We start from the raw sequence: 20115 nt of genomic DNA on the forward strand, positions 1-20115 counted from the left end.
CCCGACCTAACTATTCCTTGTTTATATATCCAGTCAGAGACTTTTTACGGGTATTTATTGTCAAGGTAAAGTTATTTTTAAGTGACATTTTTACATGTGGTTGATTAACAATTGAATATGGGCTTAAAAGTGATGGGTAATAAATATATTTAAGGTTTTATTAAGCATTTGCGATGTGTTTCAGGGGACAACTGTTTCCTGTAACCCATTGTATTGTATGGGTTAATTTTGTGATTATTTAGGTTGTGAAGTAGGGCGTTTTTTCGGCGGGGATTCCCCCCTTTTATATAGGATGAGTGTGTTAACACTTGTGACAATTTGTTTTGTATTATTAATTGCTAAATAAAATGAATAAAAATTGTGCAGCAAATAAAGGCAGTAATTGTTGAGTCGCTTTTATTTAGCGTTTTTGAATATTTGTTAATAAGATAACGTCATATTTAAAGTTTGATTGATTAATCAAGTTGACACGGCTCAGCTTATTTAATTGGGGCCGGATAAAAATTTTATTGGCTATCATTTTTAATATTAATTGGTTTTCATTGATTAAATATTATCCTGAAATAGAGTGAAAAATAAAAACACCACTTAACCGTTTATTAGGTGGTGTTGGTATCAATATCAATAACCGATAGTTAGTGCGCCTGAACGTCTCGGGTCTGATGCGCCAAATTGTCCTTGTTCTGTCACCATAATGGATTGCGTACTGCCAATAGAGCGCTGGACTTCTACATTCTGTCCCTTGGCTTGCAAAAGCTTAATGGTATCTTGATTTAATGAACGTTCTACGCGCAATACATCAGGATGCCATTGATGATGAATTCTGGGCGCTGCTGTGGCTTCTGCGATATTGAGTTTATGGTCAATGATGTTCATGATCATTTGCAAAGTAATATTGATGATTCTAGCGCCGCCAGGACTGCCAGTAACAATAAATGGCTTGGCGTCTTTCAAGACAATGGTTGGGGTCATTGAACTTAAAGGGCGTTTTAAAGGCTCAATAGCATTTGCCTGCCCACCAATTAAGCCATATCCATTGGGGGAGCCAGCTTTCGCTGAAAAATCATCCATTTCATTATTAAGTAAAATCCCCGTTCCTGGCGCAACCAAACCTGAGCCGTAACTAAAATTAAGAGTGTATGTATTGGCAACCGCATTGCCCCATTTATCTACTACGGAATAATGGGTCGTTTGTGGGCTTTCGCTAGCTTGTAACTTGGTTGGGCTTATTTCAGTACTTGGCGTGGCTTTCTTAATATTGATTTTTTTGGCTATGGACTTGGCATATTGCTTGCTCATCAGTGCAGTTGTGGGCACCGTAACAAAGTCAGGGTCACCTAGATGTTCAGAGCGATCGGCGTATGCGTGTTTCATCGCTTCGGTCATTAAATGTAAGGTCTCGGCGGTATTATGGCCTAATTGGGCGATTGGAAATTGTTCCAAAATATTCAGCATTTGTATTAAGTGAATACCGCCTGATGAAGGTGGAGGCATGGAAATAATTTGATAGCCTCGATAATCGCCAGTGACGGGTTTGCGCATTATTGCTTGGTAGTTTTTAAGATCGCTTAATGACATATTGCCGCCAGCTTGCGTTATCGCGGCAACGATTTTTTCGGCTGTTTCGCCTTGGTAAAATCCGTTGGGGCCCTGTTTTGCAATTAATCTGAGTGAGTGTGCTAACTCAGGTTGAATTAATTTGTCGCCAATCTCGAAGTTGCTTCCATCGGGTCGATAAAAAATCGCGCGGGAGCTCGGCCATTGACCAATGCGCTTTTTTAATCTAGCTAAAGACAGGGCTAAGTCTGGGGTTATTTCGATGCCATTTTGAGCTAAATTAATTGCAGGGGCAATGACTTGCTTTAAAGACATAGTGCCATAATTATCTAGTGCCATTGACAGCCCCATTACTGTGCCTGGTACACCTACCGCTAATCCATGTTCACGGCTTAATACTTTATTTGGTTCGCCTTTTTCATTTAAAAACATATCACGGTGGGCTTGACTCGGGGCGACTTCGCGGTAATCAATGGCAATAGTTTTTCTTTCTTTAGCTAGATGAACCAGCATAAAACCGCCACCACCAATATTCCCCGCCCGCGGTAAGGTTACTGCCAAGGCATAACCTACCGCAACAGCAGCATCAACGGCATTCCCACCTTGTTTAAGGATATCAACACCAATTTGGCTAGCAAGTGCTTCTTGTGATGCCACCATGGCATGTTTTGCATATACAGGTTGTGCCGTGGCAGCAGAGCTAAAAATAGCGTTTTCTTGTGCTTGTGTGTTGTTGGCGTGTAAAAGCGGGTAACCCAGTGTTAAGGTAAATAAGCATGCTGCAATGCTGGGTGTAAAGTTACGTAATTTGGGCACGTTATGTCCTTTTTGTAAATTGCATTTAACGAATGTGCCACAGCTTGCAGAGAAATGGTATGTGGTTGTTTAACTATTTTGATAAGAAACATCAATGGACTGGAGAAAGTGACTTGCACGAGTTAAACGTTGAGAAAAATTCGTTACGTATCGTTCATTTTGAAACGATGACTGATATTAACGCCGCACAATGGGATGGAGTATTTCACAATGATAATCCTTTTGTGTCACATGCCTATTTAGCAGCACTTGAACAAAGTGCTGTGGTGAGCGTTGCAACGGGGTGGCAGCCTTATCATATTGGGGTGTATTTTGATGAGGCTGGCTCTGTAAATGAACAAGATTGTGTTCGTTCACAACCTACCATCAGCAATGTTGATGTTAACTTGAAGCAAGGTAGCGCCGAACAGGGTAAACAAGGCTGTGTTAAACCAAAGCTTATTGCTTTAATGCCACTGTATATAAAAACGCATTCTTGGGGAGAGTATGTATTTGACTGGGCATGGGCAGAAGCTTATGAGCGCAATGGTTTAGCCTATTATCCCAAACTGGTTACGGCTATCCCATTTACACCGACTGTTGGTCCGAGAGTCGGCCACCATGCATCATTATCAACTGCGAGTATATCCACCATTAATCAATTGATTCATGAGCAAATAAAGCAGCAATGTCAAACGCGATTTTCATCGTGGCATCAATTGTTTTTGCCTCAATCGCAATTGCTCACAACAGATAAAGACATTTTTTGTCGCATTGGCACTCAATTTCATTGGCAAAATAAAGGTTATCAACAATTTGATGACTTTCTTAAGCTGATGACATCTAGAAAGCGTAAGGAAATTAAAAAGGCACGTCTTAAAATACACGCACAAGGGTTGTCGTTTACCTTTGTTCACGGGCAACAGATGACATCTGATTTATGGCAGTGTTTTTATGCTTGTTATCAGCAAACTTATTTGAAACGTTCAGGCCATAATGGTTATTTAAATCAGACGTTTTTTGAAATGTTAGGCCGCAGCATGGGCGCGAAATTACGCGTTTTAGTTGTGAAAGATTCCAGTGAAAATGTGCTAGCCATGGCGCTTTATTTTCAATCGGCAACTCACTTGTATGGCCGCTATTGGGGGGCGTTAGCTGACATTGATGGACTCCATTTTGAGGCTTGTTATTATCAAGGCATTGAGTATGCGATTGAACATAAATTAACGGTATTTGATGCCGGCGCTCAGGGGGAGCATAAAGTGCCCAGAGGTTTTGAGCCTGTATCGACTTTTTCACAGCATCATGTCGCTCATCAAGGTTTTTGTGATGCAATAAAAGCGTATTGTAATCAAGAAGCGCAGCATATGGATATTTATCAACAACAGATGCAACAGCAATTACCTTTTAAACAAAATACGAGTGGAAAAACAGCATAATTAAACAGTGTGACTTGAGCCAATTGCAGCGTGAAACAAAAACATTATAAAAGTGATATTGGTCGTTAATTTAAGGCCATGACGCTATATTCAAAAATAATAGTCATAACAATAAAAAAGCTTGCAGTAATAAAGCAGACTTTAAACATAGAGTTAGCAGCGCCAGCATATTGCTTAGTGCGTTTATGTTTAGTGCGAGGTCTGTTTCTCATTGCAGGTATTGGCATTTAGTTTCCTTTTTAAGTGTCAATGTGTGATGTTGCTGAGATAAAAAACGTGCGAAATATACGCAAGTTACAATCGAAAGAAAACGTTTAGTGAACATTTTTATTAAAAATCATCATTTAAATGGTTGAACACTGGAATATCATGCAATTCGTTGGTTAATGGTGTGTTTTTTTTGAATTAAAAGTTAATAGTATGTTGCGGATATGTGTGCGCTTGCAGTATTAATGTAATATATAAACGCTGTCATAAATGCCTATAATGACATTAAGCCAATCATCGAGTTTTTCCTATCCACGCCATTGTTAATCTGCTAACGCGTAATTAACCTGAACTGTTTTTTTTATCCCGAGTTCAGGTTAATTAAGTAATAAGTTGCAAAAGTTAACTCAGTGCTAACCATAAACCGACGCCGACCATCAAACTGCCCGCAATGCGATTCATTAATTTAATGTTGTCTTTATTGGCTAAAAATACTTTAAGGGTTTTGCCGCCAGCAGCATACGCCATCATAGAGCTAAATTCGGTTAACATGATGATACTGAGCAATACCATTAGTTGAGTAGAAATTGCTTTATCAACATTAATAAACGGTGGTAATAAAGACACCATAAAAGCCCAACCTTTTGGGTTAGCAATGGCCGTGATAAATCCTTGGCTGATTAATGACGCACGATTCGTATTAAGTTGCGGGCCATCGATGAGTGCCATTTTTCCTTTTGATTGCCACATATTAATGCCAATGTAGCCAAGATAAGCACCGCCAATCCATTTCAATACTTCAAAAATGTGCGGGTAATGTAACATAACACTGGCCACCCCCAGTACCGCTGCAATTGCAACGGTCGCAACCCCCACTAATTCACCTAGCATCATCCACATGGTTTTACGCACACCAATACTCATTCCTAAGGTCATGGCAAGAGTCATGCACATACCGGGAGTAATTGAGACAAAAAAGAAGGTTGGGATAAACACGGCAAGCAGAGCAAAATCGGGCATGATGAAAATAACTTAGCGATAAAAATGTTATTTTATCTGCCTATAAATTGAAAAACCAGCGTCAGGCTGGTTTTTCAATTTATTTATTAGCGAATGCGGCTTGCTACAGTACGCCGCGACGCATTTGGTCACGCTCAATCGATTCAAATAAGGCTTTAAAATTACCTTCACCGAAACCCAGATTATTTTTCCGTTGAATAATTTCAATAAAAATAGGGCCAAATAGGTTCTTGGTGAAAATTTGTAGCAAGTACCCGTCATCATCACCATCGACTAAAATTTGATGATGTTTAATCCGCTCTCTATCTTCAGTGACTTGTGGCAATTTATCAAAAATGGTGTCGTAGTATTCTGGAATAATATCTAACGTCTTAATGGCAGTGCCTTCCATTGCATCAAGCGATGCCACAATATCACGGCTTCTAAAAGCTAAGTGTTGTACACCCGGGCCGTTATACTCACCTAAATATTCATCAATCTGATTATTGTTATTACCTTTTCCTTCATTAATTGGAATGCAGAAACTGCCATCTGGTGAACGAAGGGCATAAGACACTAATGCCGTTTGCGCGCCGCTAATGTCAAAGTAACGGACCTCTGTGAAACCAAAAATGTCTTTATAAAAGTTAGCCCATTTTTCCATGGTGCCTTTATAAACATTGTTAGTTAAGTGATCGACTTCCATAAAGCCTTTGTCTGCAACAATAATTGGTTCACTTAAGTCTTCAAAATCATTGTTGTAGATGTTGTTATCTGGTGTAAAGATATCAATGAAATAAATTAAGCTATCGCCAATACCATAAATGGCAGGGTACGGCATGTCTTTATTGGCTTCTTTTGCCGGTGTTGCGCCTCGTTCAACGGCCATGTTAAAGGCAAATTGTGCATCTTCTACACGCCAACCCATTGAGCAAATAGCCGGACCATGAGATTTAGCAAACTCGGCTGAAAAACCTTGCTTGGTTTTATTTAATAAAAAATTAATGTCATTTTGTTTGTAGTAAACAATGTCATTGTGTTTTGCTTTTTTTAACATTGAAAAGCCAAAGTCAATAAAGACTTGATGCATAAAATCGGTGTCGGGACTGGCAAACTCGGTAAACTCGATGCCAAGTAATCCAAGTGGGTTTTGTTCGCTAGCCATGTTGTATCCTCTGTTATAACTTGCCATCACTCTGTGGTGATTTGGGTTAGGGTAATTTATTGAATGTAATATAAGTTGTAATGACTCTTAGCTTTCTAACCAAGAGCGATTGTAATCTTGACTCATGCAATTGCGTACATGTGTGGTCAGTTGCAGTGGTGCAAAGGTGTCTACCATTACTGCGTATTCGTAAGTCTCAGTTTTACCAATTGATGCCTCGGTTTTCCCAGGTTGAGGCCCATGCGGCACGCCTTTTTGATGCAGTGTCATGTAAGCAGCTTCAATGCCTTTGCGGCTCATAAAGTCACCATCGACGTAATACAACACTTCATCGCTGTCGATGTTGTTATGGTAATAAGGGGCAGGGATGGCTTGTGGGTGGAAGTCGTATAAACGCGGCACAAAATTACAAACCACAAAATTATGACCTGTAAAAATAATGTGCTCAGATGGCGGCAAATGAATTTTGCCGACTTTAGGCGCATATTCGGTAATGTTGATGGCCCAAGGATAAACGCAGCCGTCCCAACCTATTAAATCAAAGGGGTGCCATTGCAATGTGGTTTGCTGGTATTGCTCGCCAAATTTACAAACCAGCGGAAATTCGCCTTGTTCAACAATGGCTTCAGTTAGTTGAGGCGTACGGATGTCGCGTTCGCAATAAGGGGCTGATTCAAGTAATTGACCGTATTCATTTCTAAAGTGCTTTGGCACTTCCACCATTGATGCTGACTCAATAATAAATAAACGGACATCTTGATAATCATCAAAAGCCAGTTGGTAAATAGTGCCGCGCGGGATCACTAAGTAATCCCATTGTTTCACGGCTATTTCACCATACTCGCTCTGTAATTTACCGCTACCTTGATGAACAAAAATAATTTCATCGCAATAAGCATTACGATAAAAGTCGTCGCAAGGTTCAGTGACTTTGGCGCTGTACATGGCCACGTCATGATTAAAAAAGATTTTATTACGCGCACGATAGAAGTTCCCGCTTCTGTCGGCTTTTTTGGTATCAAGTTTGTAATTTTGAATTAATGAATCTTGCCAAGTGTCACCATGCTCGATTGAACATGCAAAGACATCAAGTGCCTTGGTTGGCATGTTGTGGTGATATTTATTGGAGTAAATATTGGAAAAGCCATGGGTTGAAAATAACTCTTCGCGATATAACTCGCCATTGGGTTTTTCAAATGCGATATGTCGTTTTGACGGAACTTGACCTTGTGTTACATAAAATGGCATCGCTATTTCCTATCTCAAGTGGCCTTTGGCGTTATTGTTATCGTTGTCTTTGTACAGAGCTGTTGTTGTGTGATCTAGTTAACAATTTAGTTGCTGTTATGTTCAAAAAAAAGAATAATAACTTGCCCAACACAATCTAATTATTTGATTGTGTTTTTCGCTTTACACAACTGTCATCTTCACGTGACAAAGGAGTGGACATGAGAATTGATGTAGATAGTTTCAATGTATTGCAAGTGCTTGTTGAAGAAGGAAGTTTTGCAAAAGCCTCGGAGCGTTTGCATAAGGCGCAGTCAGCTGTGAGCTACCAAGTTAAGAAACTTGAGCAGCATTTAGGGGTGAAATTATTTGACCGTGACTCATATCGTGCCCAGTTAACACCTCAAGGGCAGGTGATTTTGGTTGAAGGACAGCGCTTATTACAACATCTTGCCAATATTGAGCATTTAGCAGAGCGTTATTGTGAAGGTTGGGAGCCAAAACTTGAACTCGTTATTGATGGTGCGCTGCCAATGGAGCCAATTATGAGTGCCTTAAAGCGCATAGCTGAGCATAATATTCCGACTAAAATTCAATTAAATATGGAGTTTCTAGGTGGTGTGCAACACCGTTTTGAGCGGGTGAAAGCAGATTTGATGCTAGTAAAAGATTATCGCACTGGTCCCTATTATTCACCCACTGCGCTGCCAAGCATGACCAGTTTATTAGTGGTCGGCGATACACATCCATTAACGACTCAGTCGCAGGTAAGTTTAAGTGAGCTACAACAACATGTTGAGCTAACTATTGAAGATTCCTCACCAGAGAAACAAGGCCAAGATGAAATGCAATTTGGTGGCGACAAGGTGTTTTATTTATCCGGCTTTATCATGAAGAAAAATGCGTTATTAAAAGGTTTGGGGTTTGGTTGGATGCCGGAGTTTTTAATCAAACAAGAATTAGCCGATGAACGTTTACGTTTAGTTGATTTTACTGGGGGAAATCAATTTCATTTTACTCCGCAACTGGTGAGCACCCAAGAGCGGCCGTTAGGACGAGCGGGGCAATTATTTACCGCGTTAATTATTGAAGAATTTAACCAATATACTCACAGTGTCGATTAACCCAATGCAATTGTGTAAACCGGTTTTAAAGTCTTTTTACTATGCGTTAAACATGACTAGATTGTTTAGTTTGTTGAGACGTTGGCATAAACGCATAAAAAATGCAGCGAAACCGCTGCATTTTTCAGTTAAATACCGTACGCAGTTATTTCATTATTCAATGTAATAACCTACTTTTTGTATTAGTCTCGGATAATTTTATCAACTGTTTCACGGTCTAATCGTTTAACCGCTTCAGTCAATAAGGTGACACAGTTAATGTAATCTTGTTTATGGATCATTGACGTGTGTGAGTGAATATAACGAGACGGAATGCTAATAGACATTGATGGCGCGCCAGCACCTGCTGTATGTATTTTACCTGCGTCAGTTCCGCCACCATTCATGACTTGGTACTGGAATGGAATGTCAAGCTCTTCACATAATGCGACCATAAATTCTCGTAAGGCTTTATGACCAATCATTGAGGCATCTTTTAAGGTAATTTGTAAACCTTTACCCATCGCACCATACTCATTTTTACAACCAGGAGTATCATCAGCAATCCCCACATCAACGGCAAATGCAATTTCAGGTTGAACGATATGAGCAGCAGTTTGTGCGCCTCGTAGTCCCACTTCTTCTTGCACGGTTCCCACTGAAAATAATTCATTTGGGTGAGATTGTGTGGTTAATGCTTCCATTACTTCAAGTGCAATTGCGCAGCCAATACGGTTGTCAAACGCTTTACCTAATAAGTAATCGCCATTAACCATTTCACGAAATTCAATATACGGGGTGATCATATCACCGGGTTTAATACCGGCTTTTTCTGCCTCTTCTTTATTTGAAACGCCAATATCAATATACATACTGTCAATTTCAGCAGGCTTTGTGCGTTCTTCGGGCTTTAAGATGTGTGGCGGTTTGCTACCAATCACACCCATGATTTTCTCACCAGAAGCGGTAGTGATTTTAACTTGTTGAGCTAACATCACTTGGCTCCACCAACCACCTAATGTGGTGAATTTTAAAAAACCATTATCATCAATTTTGCTGACCATAAAGCCAACTTCGTCCATGTGACCCGCCAGCATCACTCGTGGGCCGTTTTTAGCGCCTACTTTGCTGCCGATGATGCTACCAAGGCGGTCATATTCCACTTTGTCAGCACAAACATCCAAACGTTGGCGCATATATTGGCGACATTCGCCTTCATTACCAGGTACTGCATCTAATTCGGTTAGTTTTCTTAACTCTTCAATTCTATTGCTCATTTTATTCACATCCGGCATCTAAATATGGTTGAAAGTATACTGCCGTAAAACGAGTGAATGAAAGCGCAAAGCAGCGTCAATACTGAGTTTGCTAAGATGGTCTAATTAATTGTTAGCGTTGATTTGAGTATGTTTATATGGAGTAAAACAAAGCTAAAAATTTGCAGGGGAATTGCGTAGCAACTGTTGCTAAAAATAAACGTGTTTGTTTCTTTAGTACTGTATGCTTACCATAAATAGCTCGCCGAAGTGTTTTCAATGTGGTCTATTGACGTTAGATAGCCTATTAAGGCGATTTCTCGACAATTGTCTTAGGTTACCTTAAATCCGTTGTCTATTTTTGCTGGTTAAAGATAGGCTTGATGAAGTTATCAAATAAGTGCTGACTAACGAGTGCGTTAAGCTTAGAGTTAAATTTTGCACGCTAATAACACCAGTAGCTAGTATGCATAAAGATGAGTAGTGCGGCGTTGAAGTCAACCGATAGGTTGAAAATCATTAAGCTTCAATCATATGAAATATTATTTAAGCAGACTAGGTTGGATAACGTATGGATACATAGTAACGTAAAGCAGTTTAGTACCATTAAGTTGCTGATGAGACGCTATTTATTATCTAAAGGAGCAGAATATGCCTTCAATATGTCATGAAGTAGATTATGAAATTATTGGGAACAGTATGCAGTTAGTTGAGGTTGAATTAGACCCTCAAGAAACTGTAATAGCTGAAGCGGGTGCCATGAGTTATATGGAACAAGATATTAGTTTTGAAGCAAAAATGGGCGATGGTTCTGAACCCGAATCGGGCTTTTTTGGAAAACTGCTTGGCGCGGGTAAACGTGTGCTCACCGGTGAAAGCTTATTTATGACTCACTTTTCAAATGAGGGGCACACAAAACGTAAAGTGGCCTTTGCTGCGCCTAATCCCGGTACGATTTTAGCTATTGATTTAAGCGAGCATGGTAATGAATTAGTTTGTCAAAAAGACAGCTTTCTTGCCGCCGCGCTGGGCACGCAAGTCTCGATGACGTTTAATCGAAAATTAGGTGCGGGATTTTTTGGCGGCGAAGGGTTTATTTTACAAAGCTTAAAAGGCGATGGGATGGCCTTTATACATGCTGGTGGCACGCTGATAAAGAAAGAATTAAAAGGTGAAACGTTGCGAGTAGATACCGGCTGTTTAGTCGGTTTTACCCCAGGGATTGATTATGATATTCAACGCGCAGGCTCACTAAAATCGATGTTTCTTGGTGGTGAAGGTTTGTTTTTAGCCACATTAAGCGGCCATGGTACCGTTTGGTTACAAAGCTTACCGTTTTCACGAATGGCAGATAGAATTTTGGCGCAAGCACCTTCAACTATCCATAGTGAAAAAGGCTAACACCATAAGAGCAAGTTAAGTTTCTTTTTGTGCTTGGTCGATAAATCTGTCTGGGACATTGGTCGATTAGCCTTGTCTCATTTTAAAAGCCCCTAACATGTTAATGAATAGGGGCTTTTTGTTGTTATCGAGACGGACAATTATGCTTCAGAACGATTAACAATGGTTTGACCAATTGGCGTTAGACTTAATAGTGCAAGCTTTAAGTGTTGAATAGCAAATGGAATGCCGATAATAGTAACAAAGCAGGCAATGGCTGAAGCCAAGTGGCCAAGCGCTAACCAGATCCCAAAAAAGACAAGCCAGATGATGTTGCCCAATAAGCCCATGGTACCTGTACCAATATCTTCATGTCCAAGCAGTTGTTTGCGGTTAACGCTTTCTTGACCAAATGGCCAAAATGTCATTTCACCGATCACAAAACACGCTCTACCAAATGGGATGCCGATAATACTTATAAAGCATAATAGTCCCACTAACCACCATGCTAAGCCCATGATTAAACCGCCCATAATGAACCAAGCCAAATTGAAGATAAACCGCAGTACACTCATGAATGTTCCTTGAAAATAGGTAAATATAATATGACGCATGCTAAAACCATGCCATTTACTTAACTTATTGTTTTATTTTATTTATGCTAAAAATCTGACTATAGCGAGTAAATGGGAAGATAAAACAATGCCACTTTAGACCAACTATTAGTTAAAATGACAATAATGTTGTTTTATGCGAGTGACCAATGAACCTGCCAAGTCCGATAGAGAGTATAACATTTGAAAATCAGTGTGTTTTTGTTAAACGTGATGATTTGATTGATGATGATTTTAGTGGCAATAAAGCCCGCAAATTTGATTACTTTTTTAACCATGATTTCCCCAACGTTAAGCGCATTATAGGTAGTGGTTCAGCCCAAGCTAACTCTTTATATTCATTATCTGTTTTGGCTAAAATAAAAGGCTGGCAATTGGATTTTTATGTTGATCATATTCCATCGTATTTGGCCAAAAATCCACAAGGCAATTATCTCGGTGCACTAGAGCATGGCGCCAATGTGATCAGTGTGAGTGAGCATCCACAGTTTAAGCAAATCAACGCTGCGACGCTGGATCTTAAAATGGCGCAGATTACACAACACTACCTTAATGATAACGACCCTTGCACGTTATTGTTTGTCGCAGAAGGCGGACGTTGTGAATATGCTAAACAAGGGGTTGAAAAACTGGGGCAAGAAATTATTGTTTGGGCATTAGCGCAACGTTATCAACAATGTGAGGTCTTTTTACCTGCGGGCACGGGAACCACTGCATTATATTTACAACGTTTTTTTAACCACCATGACACTCAAGGAGTAACCATTAATGTGTTGACTTGTGCCACGGTCGGTAACGATGACTATTTACGCCAGCAATTTAGCTCGTTAGAGACAAATACCGATGACCACCCACATATTATTAATAATGGTAAAAAATATCATTTTGGTAAATTGGACTTGAGTTGCTATCGAATGTGGCAACACGTGTGCCAACAGGGGATTGAATTTGACATGTTATATGACCCAGTTGGCTTTTTAGTGTTACAGCATTATCTGCGCCAAAAAAAATCAGCAACCCATGAAATAAATTGGCCATTGCTTTACATTCATCAAGGTGGACTAAAAGGCAATAAGACGATGTTGGCAAGATATAAACGTAAGTTTGGGGAGTAGTTGATAGACTTTTGCTCTGTTCTAATAAACGGTCGGTAACTGAGAGGAAATACCGTGAAATGCGCTTATTATTAACAGAGCAAAGTGGTTAGAGCAGGTTAAAGTTATTTGTTTGCAGTGAGTAGCCACTTCATGAAACGCAATGCTTCAGTACGCTTTGTAAATGTTTTCATTGTTTTACCGTTTGTGTCAGTAAAGGCAATGGAGTTTTTATTTGAAGAAATTGAATCAACTGGAAAATTAACAACAATTTCGTGACCGTTTAAATGGTATGACATATGCCACACTCCTTATTATATTTCACCCTAAAGTGATTGTTTTATTAATATAAATATCCTTAGCAGTACCTGCTACAGAAAGTTTGTTCAAATTTCGATGCGTTGATTTTCTCTACGCGTTCAATAAAGAGGTTTAGCCGTTTCAGTGACGTGCTGTTTTTTGCTACTTCAATCTCTTTATGTATCTAGTAAAACATACCATTATGACAAATCGATGACGATATTTATTGATATACCATGAATTACTAGACTGAAATACGCTTGGTAGGGGTTTACTAGAGGAAGTTGAAAAGACTCACAATTAGATAAACATATAAAACCTTGAACGAATTTGCATGAATTGTAATCAAAGGATTTTTCAGAAGCAAGAACTTTGTGTATTAAATTTAAAACAAAGGTAAGCAATATCACAAAAACGCTCACCTTTGCTAACATCATTTATTGTAGATTGTGTGAAAAAAATAACTTTTTAGTAGATTAATTCGCCAATGGGGTTAAGGATTTTGCTTAATCCTTTAGTGAAGTACAGCGGTGCGTCAACCACTGTGTAACACAAACAACCTTGTTTCGTTTTAGGCGAATGCTTATCTTCAGCGGTCATTACCATTAAGTCACCGGGTTTGTAGTCGCTAAATTCATCACTAAATTCACCTGCCAGTAATAACGTTAACTCAGTGCCTTTGTGTGTGTGTTGTGGTATTTCGCCATCAGCATCAATATAAAGTAAACTGGCTCTTGCTTTGCCTTCTCCTGTGTCTAATCTGGCGCGGCTTACTTTACCTATACCTTGCCATTCGCTTAGCATTTGTTGACGAAAAACTTGAGGTAAAGCGTATTGTTTTTCTTTAACCGTGACCGTTACTGACGAAGGTAAGTTTATTCCAGTATCTAACGGTAAATCGTCTATATCACTAAGCATGTTTGAGAGTAAATCATCAAGTAGTGCTTGCTCTTGCTGGGCGGGTGCTGAATTGTCAGAAAACGCCTCAACTGAAAGCGCCTTGGTGAGCTGCTGGCATTGTTGTTGGCATTGGCCACAATATTCAATATGGGCAGATAACGCGATAGATAAAGACAGTGGTAATTGACCTTGGGCATGGAGCTCAAGCATTTGTTTATCAGGGTGGAAATTAATCATAGCGCTTGCTCCATGTAACTTTTTAGCTTTTCTAATCCTAAACGTAACCGTGATTTAACTGTACCAATTGGAATGTGGAGTTTTTCAGCCAACTCTTGTTGGGTGAGTTCCTGCAGGTAAATACCTCTGACGACTTGTTTTTGCAATGGAGGAAGGGCATCTACATGCTTTAACAGTGAAGCCGAGAGCATGAAATCATTGTCATCTTCTTGTGCGTTGTCAGAGTCAAACAGTTGCCAAATATCATCGCCGAAAGAATCTTCACGGTTGTGTTGCACTTTGCGTAGCATGTCAAAGCATTGATTACGCATGATGGTAAAAACCCATGTTGTCACCGCGGCTTTATCGGGGTTGTACAAATGCGCTTTGGTCCATACGCGGGTTAGGGTTTCTTGAACCAAATCAAGAGCAAGGCCCTGTTGATTGAGACGTTGATGACCAAAGGCATTTATTTTAGGGCTAAAGTAGGCAAAAAGCTTGGCAAATGCACGTTTGTCTTGATAATTGGCAACCGCTGACATGTACAAGGCAAGTTGTTCATTATTATCTTTATCGCTGTTTGTCTTCATAACATCACGTGTTTGATTATGGTTAACATTATCATAACCTTGTTGTGATGTTTTGGTGGAGTTTATTTGCATAGTGACACCATTTATTTCGTTTTTGCCTTTGCAGTAAAAAAGGCAGTTTTAATATAAATTGTTTCAACGCTATGTGGTTACTGAGTCATGTTTTGTACGTAGACGAATACCAATGCGATCACTGCTAATTAACTTTAATGATTTCAGCCAACATTTTTTGTGTAAGCTGGTGGGTTGTCTGGCTTATACATTGTTGTTTTTGTTGACTACTCAACGGTAATATTTCTAACCAGCGTTGACATACCCAGCTGATATCATTGAAATAATGTTCGTGATAAATCGCTTTATGTTGAGGGTATTGTTCAAAAATAGAAATAAGCGTCTGTTTTAGTTTTAGTTCTTGCTCATCCGTTTGTTTTATTTCGGTTGGTTGCCAAAGTGGTGAGAGTTTGACATTTGAGTGGGTTAACTCGTCAGTGTCTTTTTTGATGTCACCAAGCTTAAAGTTTTGCAAGCCTTTAACGGTAATGGCTAACATGTTGTTTTCTAGTGTGTCAAAATCCACTATTTCAACTAAAGTGCCATGTTCAAGTAGGGTTTTATTTTCGTTCAACATGACAATGCCAAATTGTTTATTTGATTTCATTGACTCACTGACCATACGCAGGTAACGCGGCTCAAAAACCCGTAACTGGGTATATCCTTGAGGCAAGATGCAAATAGGCAAGGGAAAAATAGCGATATTCATGAAGTCATCCCAGTAAAAGTGTTTGACCTTGTATACGCACCAAGCAAGCATTTTGATCTCAATTGGGTTATTAGCTTTTGTTTGATAGCTCCTCAAAGTAAATGAGTGGAATGTAATATTTGCTATGTCACTTGTGCTTTAAATGTTAATAGGTGATTGAGTGAACGATTTAATTTAGTGAAACAAGCCCATTTGGGTGGTTTATCACTGCTTTATATGGCCGTTACCACTATAATAATTTTACGCTTTCGCATTATTTTGAACATTGTGATTAACAGGAACTGTAATGAATAATAAAGTACTCGATGCTGTAGACCAACGAACTAAATTAGTCGGTGAAAATCGCCTTGAGTTGCTGTTGTTTAGAATTAATTCATTACAATTATTTGCTATTAATGTTTTTAAAATTAAAGAAGTGGTGGCGGTACCGCCATTAAATGCAATGCCAGGAAGTCATCCAAGTATTGCCGGTGTTGCTAATATTCGCGGTATGTCAATTCCGGTGATTAATTTGCGTGAAGCAATCGGTTTTGCCCCACGTCCACAGGCAGAAGATTGTAATCTAATTATTACGGAATATAACCGAAGTGTTCAGGGGTTCCTTGTTGAAAAGGTTGAGCATATCGTCAATATGACGTGGAGTGATATTATGCCGCCACCGAATACGGCGGGTAAGCAAAATTATTTAACCGCTATTACGAAAATTGAAGAAAATGGCGTGTCAAAGTTAGTGTCAATTATTGATGTTGAAAAAGTACTAGCTGAAATTATTGATTATGATATTAGCTTGTCCGAGGGTGTGCTTGATGAGCAATTACTGCCACAATTAATGGGGAAAAAAGTACTCATTGTTGATGATTCATCAACCGCAAGAGCGCAAATTAGAGATACCTTGTCGCAACTTGGTATTGAATTAATCGAGGCTTCTGATGGGCTTAAAGCGTTAAGATTATTACAATCTTGGGCTGATGAAGGCCGTGATGTCCCAACCGAATTATTGATGATGATTACCGATGCCGAAATGCCTGAAATGGACGGTTATAAGCTAACGTCTGAAATTCGTGGTGACAGTCGTTTATCGTCGCTTTATATTACGCTTAACACTTCATTAAGTGGCAGTTTTAACCATGCTATGGTTGAGAAAGTCGGTTGTGATAAGTTTATTTCTAAATTTCAGCCTGACTTGTTAGTTTCTGTGGTTCAAGAACGTATGCGTCAAATTAACTAATTTTGTGAGTGAGGCACATTAGCGAATTAAAGCAAAGCGCCTGCTTTTTTGTGCCTTCTGAAACCTCATCGATTGTGTAAGTCTTGAAAGGCTGCTTAGTGACTAAATATGGCGTTGTGTTTTACAAATGATCTTGATCTTCAATCAAATTATTGATGATCTTTTGTTGATGTTCGTGGGTAATTCCAATATGAAGCCGTGCAATCTTCACTGCTTTACCAAATGCATTTTTTCCCATCGTAGTCACTAACTGTTGTAAAAATGGGGCTGACAAACTTAACGTTTGAGCATAATGTGCAATAGCGTGGGTAAGTGAAACGAATTCTAAGCCGTCAAATTCAAATATCTGCAATGAACGAGTGTCGCCGTCGGTGCTGATGGGTTGCCCATCGACACTGAGCTCCCAGCCTTGGGCGTTGATTCTGTCTTTGGCGATGTTGTACATCATCCATGCACTTTTCTTAAAGCCACCAAATACCTTACAGTCGAATTCAGATTCTTTTAATTCTTGTTCGGTCCAGTTAATGCCAATGGCTAAGTCTTTTTGATAACGATACATTAATTGTTGTTTGACAGCCGCGCGGCAATCCCAAATAGAGGTTAACAAATGCTTGTTGGCTAACCGCATACATTCTTTACATGCTGGGACGCTGATAGATGGGTGGGGTGTATGTGATAAACGATAATATTCTAAGGCATGTGCGCTGGGTTCTTCACAAAACCAACATTGGTGGCGTTTGTCAAAAGGCACGTCAACAGCATGTATCATATTTTCTCACCTAAACGGTTCAGCGCTACAGGATAAATAGTAAAAAAGCTACGCTGTAAACAGGGTAGCTTTTTGTATATTGATAATCAGCAACGCTGACAAGCTGTTAGGTTGCATGTCTTAGTATCGTAAAATCAACATACCACTTGGCGTGTTGTACAGTGCTTACTCTTGTTCAATATCAACAAGTTCTTTAGCAACAACAATTGGGTCTAACTCAATACATTCTTGATCTGCTTCCCAATCAATACCGAGCAGTACACCATCGTCATTTAAATCACCCACCCAGTACTCTAAAAACTCGGTGAGGGGAATAGTAACCGCTTGGTAGTCAGCCCACTCTTCAGTGCAATGAGTTTTTGCTGCACTTTCTGAAGACCATAATGGCATCACATCAGTATTTTCGAATTCTGATGAGTCACAAACGACCCAACCTTCACCAGTTTCATCTTGCAAACCCCAAACGACTTGATGTTGTTTAACTTGTTCAATAAAACCAGTTAATGCAGGATTTAGTTCTGTCATGATAGATCTCTTTAAGTGAGTGGAAACCAGCTTATTATACGGGATGACGACCGAAGTGAAAGGCCAATTTTAATGCTTTAGTTGATAAAGTGTTCAGAGTTGAAAAATTTATAGAACAAGGGGTTGAGAAGTCTTGGTCAATCAGTCACGATGGGGATCAATGTGACTATTTATAAGAATTTCCAGATGGCAAAAATTAGACCACTCTCCGCTTTATTGTCTTGTGTCGTTTTTTCTTCCGTATGTGCTAGTTTTCCCACTTTTGCCAATCCCGCTGAGTTTAATCAATGTGTTGTTCAGTTAAAACAGCAAGCAAAGCAGGCGGGTATCTCGCAACAAACAATAGATACCAGTGTCGCCAATTTAAAATATGTTCCTAGAGTGATTGAGTTAGATAGAGGCCAACCTGAATTTACCACGACCTTTGCCGATTATCTTGGTAAGCGAGTGACCGAATCAAGAGTTAACCAAGGCCGTAAACTGCTTAAAAAGCATCATGATTTATTGCAACAGCTCACTAAAAAGTACGGTGTTCCTGGCCAATATATTGTGGCATTTTGGGGACTAGAAACTAATTTTGGTGGCTATAAAGGTAAAATGCCAATTTTAAACTCGCTGGCAACTTTAGCGTGTGACCCAAGGCGCAGTAAGTATTTTACTCAAGAGTTAATGCAAGCATTAAAGCTCAAAGAAAAATACCATTTTAGCGATGAAAAAATGGTGGGATCATGGGCCGGAGCAATGGGACACACCCAATTTATGCCAACCAACTACGCTAAATATGCTGTCGATGGTGACGGCGATGGCATCGCTGACTTATGGAATAGCACCACAGACGCCTTAACGTCAGCAGCTAACTTTTTACAGCATTTAGGCTGGAAACCAAACGAGCGTTGGGGCAGGGAAGTCTTGTTACCTAAACCGTTTGATTTTGAACTATTAGGGGCGAAACATGCTCAGCCGTTGACCGACTGGGCCAAATTAAATATCACCCAAGTATCTGGTCAACGTTTATCTACCCCAGATATGAAAGCCGCATTATATGTGCCTTCAGGGCATAAAGGGCCAGCATTTCTTGGCTATGATAATTTCAATGTGATTATGCGCTGGAACCGTTCAACATTTTACGCCATTGCCGTAGGGCATTTAGCCGATCGCATTAATGGGGGGGTACCACTTGCTATCACGCCGCCGTTACACCAACGCTTATCAAGGGCGCAAGTAAAACAGCTGCAACAAGCGCTAAATGACAACGGTTTTGAAGTAGGAAAACCTGATGGTGTACTAGGTAAGAACTCAATTAATGGTGTACAAGCTTACCAACGCAGCAAAGGGTTAGTCGCAGACGGCTTCCCTGACAAAGCTACCTTTAGTGCATTAGGTTTAGCGCACCAATAATGCTGATGAGTTAAGTGGCCTCTTAGTCTGACATTTGCTAAGCTGCCGAAAATTTATTTTTAGGAATACCAATGACAATTACTGATGACATGGTTGTACAGTTCAACTACACCTTAAGTGACGAACAAGGTCAGCAACTTGAAACCAATGCTGGCGGCGAGCCAATTGCGTACCTACATGGTCATGACAACATGATGCCAGGTGTTGAAGATGCGATTAATGGTAAGGCAGTTGGAGACAAGTTTACTGTCACTCCTGCTGCAAAAGACACTTACGGCGAGCGCCAAGAAGATGCACTGCAACGAGTTTCAGTTAAACATTTAACTGGCGCTAAAGTTTGGAAGCCGGGCATGTCGGCGCTTGTGAATACTGAGCAAGGTCAGCGTCAAGTGACTGTCGTTAAAGTGGGTAAGTTTATGGCGACGATTGATGTGAATCACCCACTTGCTGGACGCGAATTAACTTTTGATATTGAAATTGTGGCAGCTAGAGAAGCCAGTGATGAAGAAATCGCACATGGGCATGCTCATGGTGCGGGTGGCCATCAACACTAGTTTTACCGCTTTAAATGATCCCAACGAGCTTATAGGTCG

The 20115-nt window shown here is 39.9% G+C and carries 20 protein-coding genes; 7 read left to right on the forward strand and 13 right to left on the reverse strand.

Annotated features, from left to right (window positions below; genetic code table 11):
* Window positions 1-621: 621 nt before the first annotated feature.
* Complete coding sequence (ggt, locus tag G3R48_RS03430; protein WP_380713500.1) at window positions 622-2373, reverse strand: gamma-glutamyltransferase; 1752 nt, start codon at window positions 2371-2373, stop codon at window positions 622-624.
* 59 nt (window positions 2374-2432) lie between these two features.
* On the opposite strand from ggt, the gene G3R48_RS03435 reads away from it, so the two are divergent.
* Window positions 2433-3791 (forward strand): GNAT family N-acetyltransferase, encoded by a 1359-nt coding sequence (locus G3R48_RS03435; protein WP_153663127.1) that lies wholly within the window; start codon window positions 2433-2435, stop codon window positions 3789-3791.
* Window positions 3792-3856: 65 nt separating this feature from the next.
* Here G3R48_RS03435 and G3R48_RS03440 read toward each other — a convergent pair whose 3' ends face one another.
* The 4 genes from G3R48_RS03440 to G3R48_RS03455 all read right to left on the reverse strand — a co-directional run bounded on the left by G3R48_RS03440 (window position 3857) and on the right by G3R48_RS03455 (window position 7410).
* Window positions 3857-4018: a hypothetical protein gene (locus tag G3R48_RS03440; RefSeq protein WP_153663129.1), complete on the reverse strand. Its 162-nt coding sequence runs from the start codon at window positions 4016-4018 to the stop codon at window positions 3857-3859.
* Between the two features lie 382 nt (window positions 4019-4400).
* Entirely contained in the window at window positions 4401-5018 is a 618-nt protein-coding gene (locus G3R48_RS03445) for a LysE family translocator (RefSeq protein WP_153663131.1), read from the reverse strand.
* A 103-nt stretch (window positions 5019-5121) separates the two neighbouring features.
* The gene (gene hppD, locus G3R48_RS03450) at window positions 5122-6162 is read right to left on the reverse strand and encodes a 4-hydroxyphenylpyruvate dioxygenase (protein WP_153663133.1); all 1041 of its coding nucleotides are present in this window, start codon (window positions 6160-6162) and stop codon (window positions 5122-5124) included.
* 87 nt (window positions 6163-6249) lie between these two features.
* Window positions 6250-7410, reverse strand: coding sequence for a homogentisate 1,2-dioxygenase (locus G3R48_RS03455; RefSeq protein WP_153663135.1), 1161 nt, complete (start codon window positions 7408-7410; stop codon window positions 6250-6252).
* A 200-nt stretch (window positions 7411-7610) separates the two neighbouring features.
* Here G3R48_RS03455 and G3R48_RS03460 point away from each other — a divergent pair, with 200 nt between their 5' ends.
* Entirely contained in the window at window positions 7611-8513 is a 903-nt protein-coding gene (locus G3R48_RS03460) for a LysR family transcriptional regulator (protein ID WP_153663137.1), read from the forward strand.
* 182 nt (window positions 8514-8695) lie between these two features.
* Here G3R48_RS03460 and G3R48_RS03465 read toward each other — a convergent pair whose 3' ends face one another.
* Complete coding sequence (locus G3R48_RS03465; protein ID WP_153663139.1) at window positions 8696-9769, reverse strand: M42 family metallopeptidase; 1074 nt, start codon at window positions 9767-9769, stop codon at window positions 8696-8698.
* 630 nt (window positions 9770-10399) lie between these two features.
* Between G3R48_RS03465 and G3R48_RS03470 the strand changes: the two genes are divergently transcribed.
* Window positions 10400-11149: a TIGR00266 family protein gene (locus G3R48_RS03470; protein ID WP_153663141.1), complete on the forward strand. Its 750-nt coding sequence runs from the start codon at window positions 10400-10402 to the stop codon at window positions 11147-11149.
* 140 nt (window positions 11150-11289) lie between these two features.
* Here G3R48_RS03470 and G3R48_RS03475 read toward each other — a convergent pair whose 3' ends face one another.
* Window positions 11290-11703 (reverse strand): YccF domain-containing protein, encoded by a 414-nt coding sequence (locus G3R48_RS03475; protein WP_153663143.1) that lies wholly within the window; start codon window positions 11701-11703, stop codon window positions 11290-11292.
* A gap of 188 nt (window positions 11704-11891) precedes the next feature.
* Between G3R48_RS03475 and G3R48_RS03480 the strand changes: the two genes are divergently transcribed.
* The gene (locus G3R48_RS03480; RefSeq protein WP_153663145.1) at window positions 11892-12857 is read left to right on the forward strand and encodes a 1-aminocyclopropane-1-carboxylate deaminase/D-cysteine desulfhydrase; all 966 of its coding nucleotides are present in this window, start codon (window positions 11892-11894) and stop codon (window positions 12855-12857) included.
* Between the two features lie 104 nt (window positions 12858-12961).
* On the opposite strand, the gene G3R48_RS03485 is transcribed toward G3R48_RS03480, so the two are convergent.
* From G3R48_RS03485 to G3R48_RS03500, 4 genes are all read right to left on the reverse strand, one after another.
* Window positions 12962-13135 (reverse strand): hypothetical protein, encoded by a 174-nt coding sequence (locus G3R48_RS03485; RefSeq protein WP_153663147.1) that lies wholly within the window; start codon window positions 13133-13135, stop codon window positions 12962-12964.
* Window positions 13136-13604: 469 nt separating this feature from the next.
* Window positions 13605-14273: a ChrR family anti-sigma-E factor gene (locus G3R48_RS03490; RefSeq protein WP_153663149.1), complete on the reverse strand. Its 669-nt coding sequence runs from the start codon at window positions 14271-14273 to the stop codon at window positions 13605-13607.
* The gene (locus G3R48_RS03495) at window positions 14270-14842 is read right to left on the reverse strand and encodes a sigma-70 family RNA polymerase sigma factor (RefSeq protein WP_228497404.1); all 573 of its coding nucleotides are present in this window, start codon (window positions 14840-14842) and stop codon (window positions 14270-14272) included. The genes G3R48_RS03490 and G3R48_RS03495 overlap by 4 nt, the downstream gene beginning before the upstream one ends.
* 196 nt (window positions 14843-15038) lie before the next feature.
* Window positions 15039-15602, reverse strand: a complete 564-nt coding sequence (locus G3R48_RS03500; protein WP_153663153.1) for an LON peptidase substrate-binding domain-containing protein — start codon at window positions 15600-15602, stop codon at window positions 15039-15041.
* Between the two features lie 286 nt (window positions 15603-15888).
* On the opposite strand from G3R48_RS03500, the gene G3R48_RS03505 reads away from it, so the two are divergent.
* Complete coding sequence (locus tag G3R48_RS03505) at window positions 15889-16830, forward strand: chemotaxis protein CheV (RefSeq protein WP_153663155.1); 942 nt, start codon at window positions 15889-15891, stop codon at window positions 16828-16830.
* Window positions 16831-16951: 121 nt separating this feature from the next.
* On the opposite strand, the gene G3R48_RS03510 is transcribed toward G3R48_RS03505, so the two are convergent.
* Complete coding sequence (locus G3R48_RS03510) at window positions 16952-17599, reverse strand: hypothetical protein (protein WP_153663157.1); 648 nt, start codon at window positions 17597-17599, stop codon at window positions 16952-16954.
* Window positions 17600-17764: 165 nt separating this feature from the next.
* Entirely contained in the window at window positions 17765-18124 is a 360-nt protein-coding gene (locus G3R48_RS03515; RefSeq protein ID WP_153663159.1) for a DUF2750 domain-containing protein, read from the reverse strand.
* Between the two features lie 186 nt (window positions 18125-18310).
* Here G3R48_RS03515 and G3R48_RS03520 point away from each other — a divergent pair, with 186 nt between their 5' ends.
* Both G3R48_RS03520 and G3R48_RS03525 read left to right on the forward strand, forming a co-directional pair.
* The gene (locus tag G3R48_RS03520) at window positions 18311-19522 is read left to right on the forward strand and encodes a lytic murein transglycosylase (protein WP_153663161.1); all 1212 of its coding nucleotides are present in this window, start codon (window positions 18311-18313) and stop codon (window positions 19520-19522) included.
* A gap of 71 nt (window positions 19523-19593) precedes the next feature.
* The gene (locus G3R48_RS03525) at window positions 19594-20076 is read left to right on the forward strand and encodes an FKBP-type peptidyl-prolyl cis-trans isomerase (RefSeq protein ID WP_153663163.1); all 483 of its coding nucleotides are present in this window, start codon (window positions 19594-19596) and stop codon (window positions 20074-20076) included.
* The last annotated feature ends 39 nt before the right edge of the window (window positions 20077-20115 follow it).

Origin of the sequence: Shewanella intestini (genome assembly GCF_018221465.1) — a bacterium.
Lineage (GTDB): Bacteria > Pseudomonadota > Gammaproteobacteria > Enterobacterales > Shewanellaceae > Shewanella > Shewanella intestini.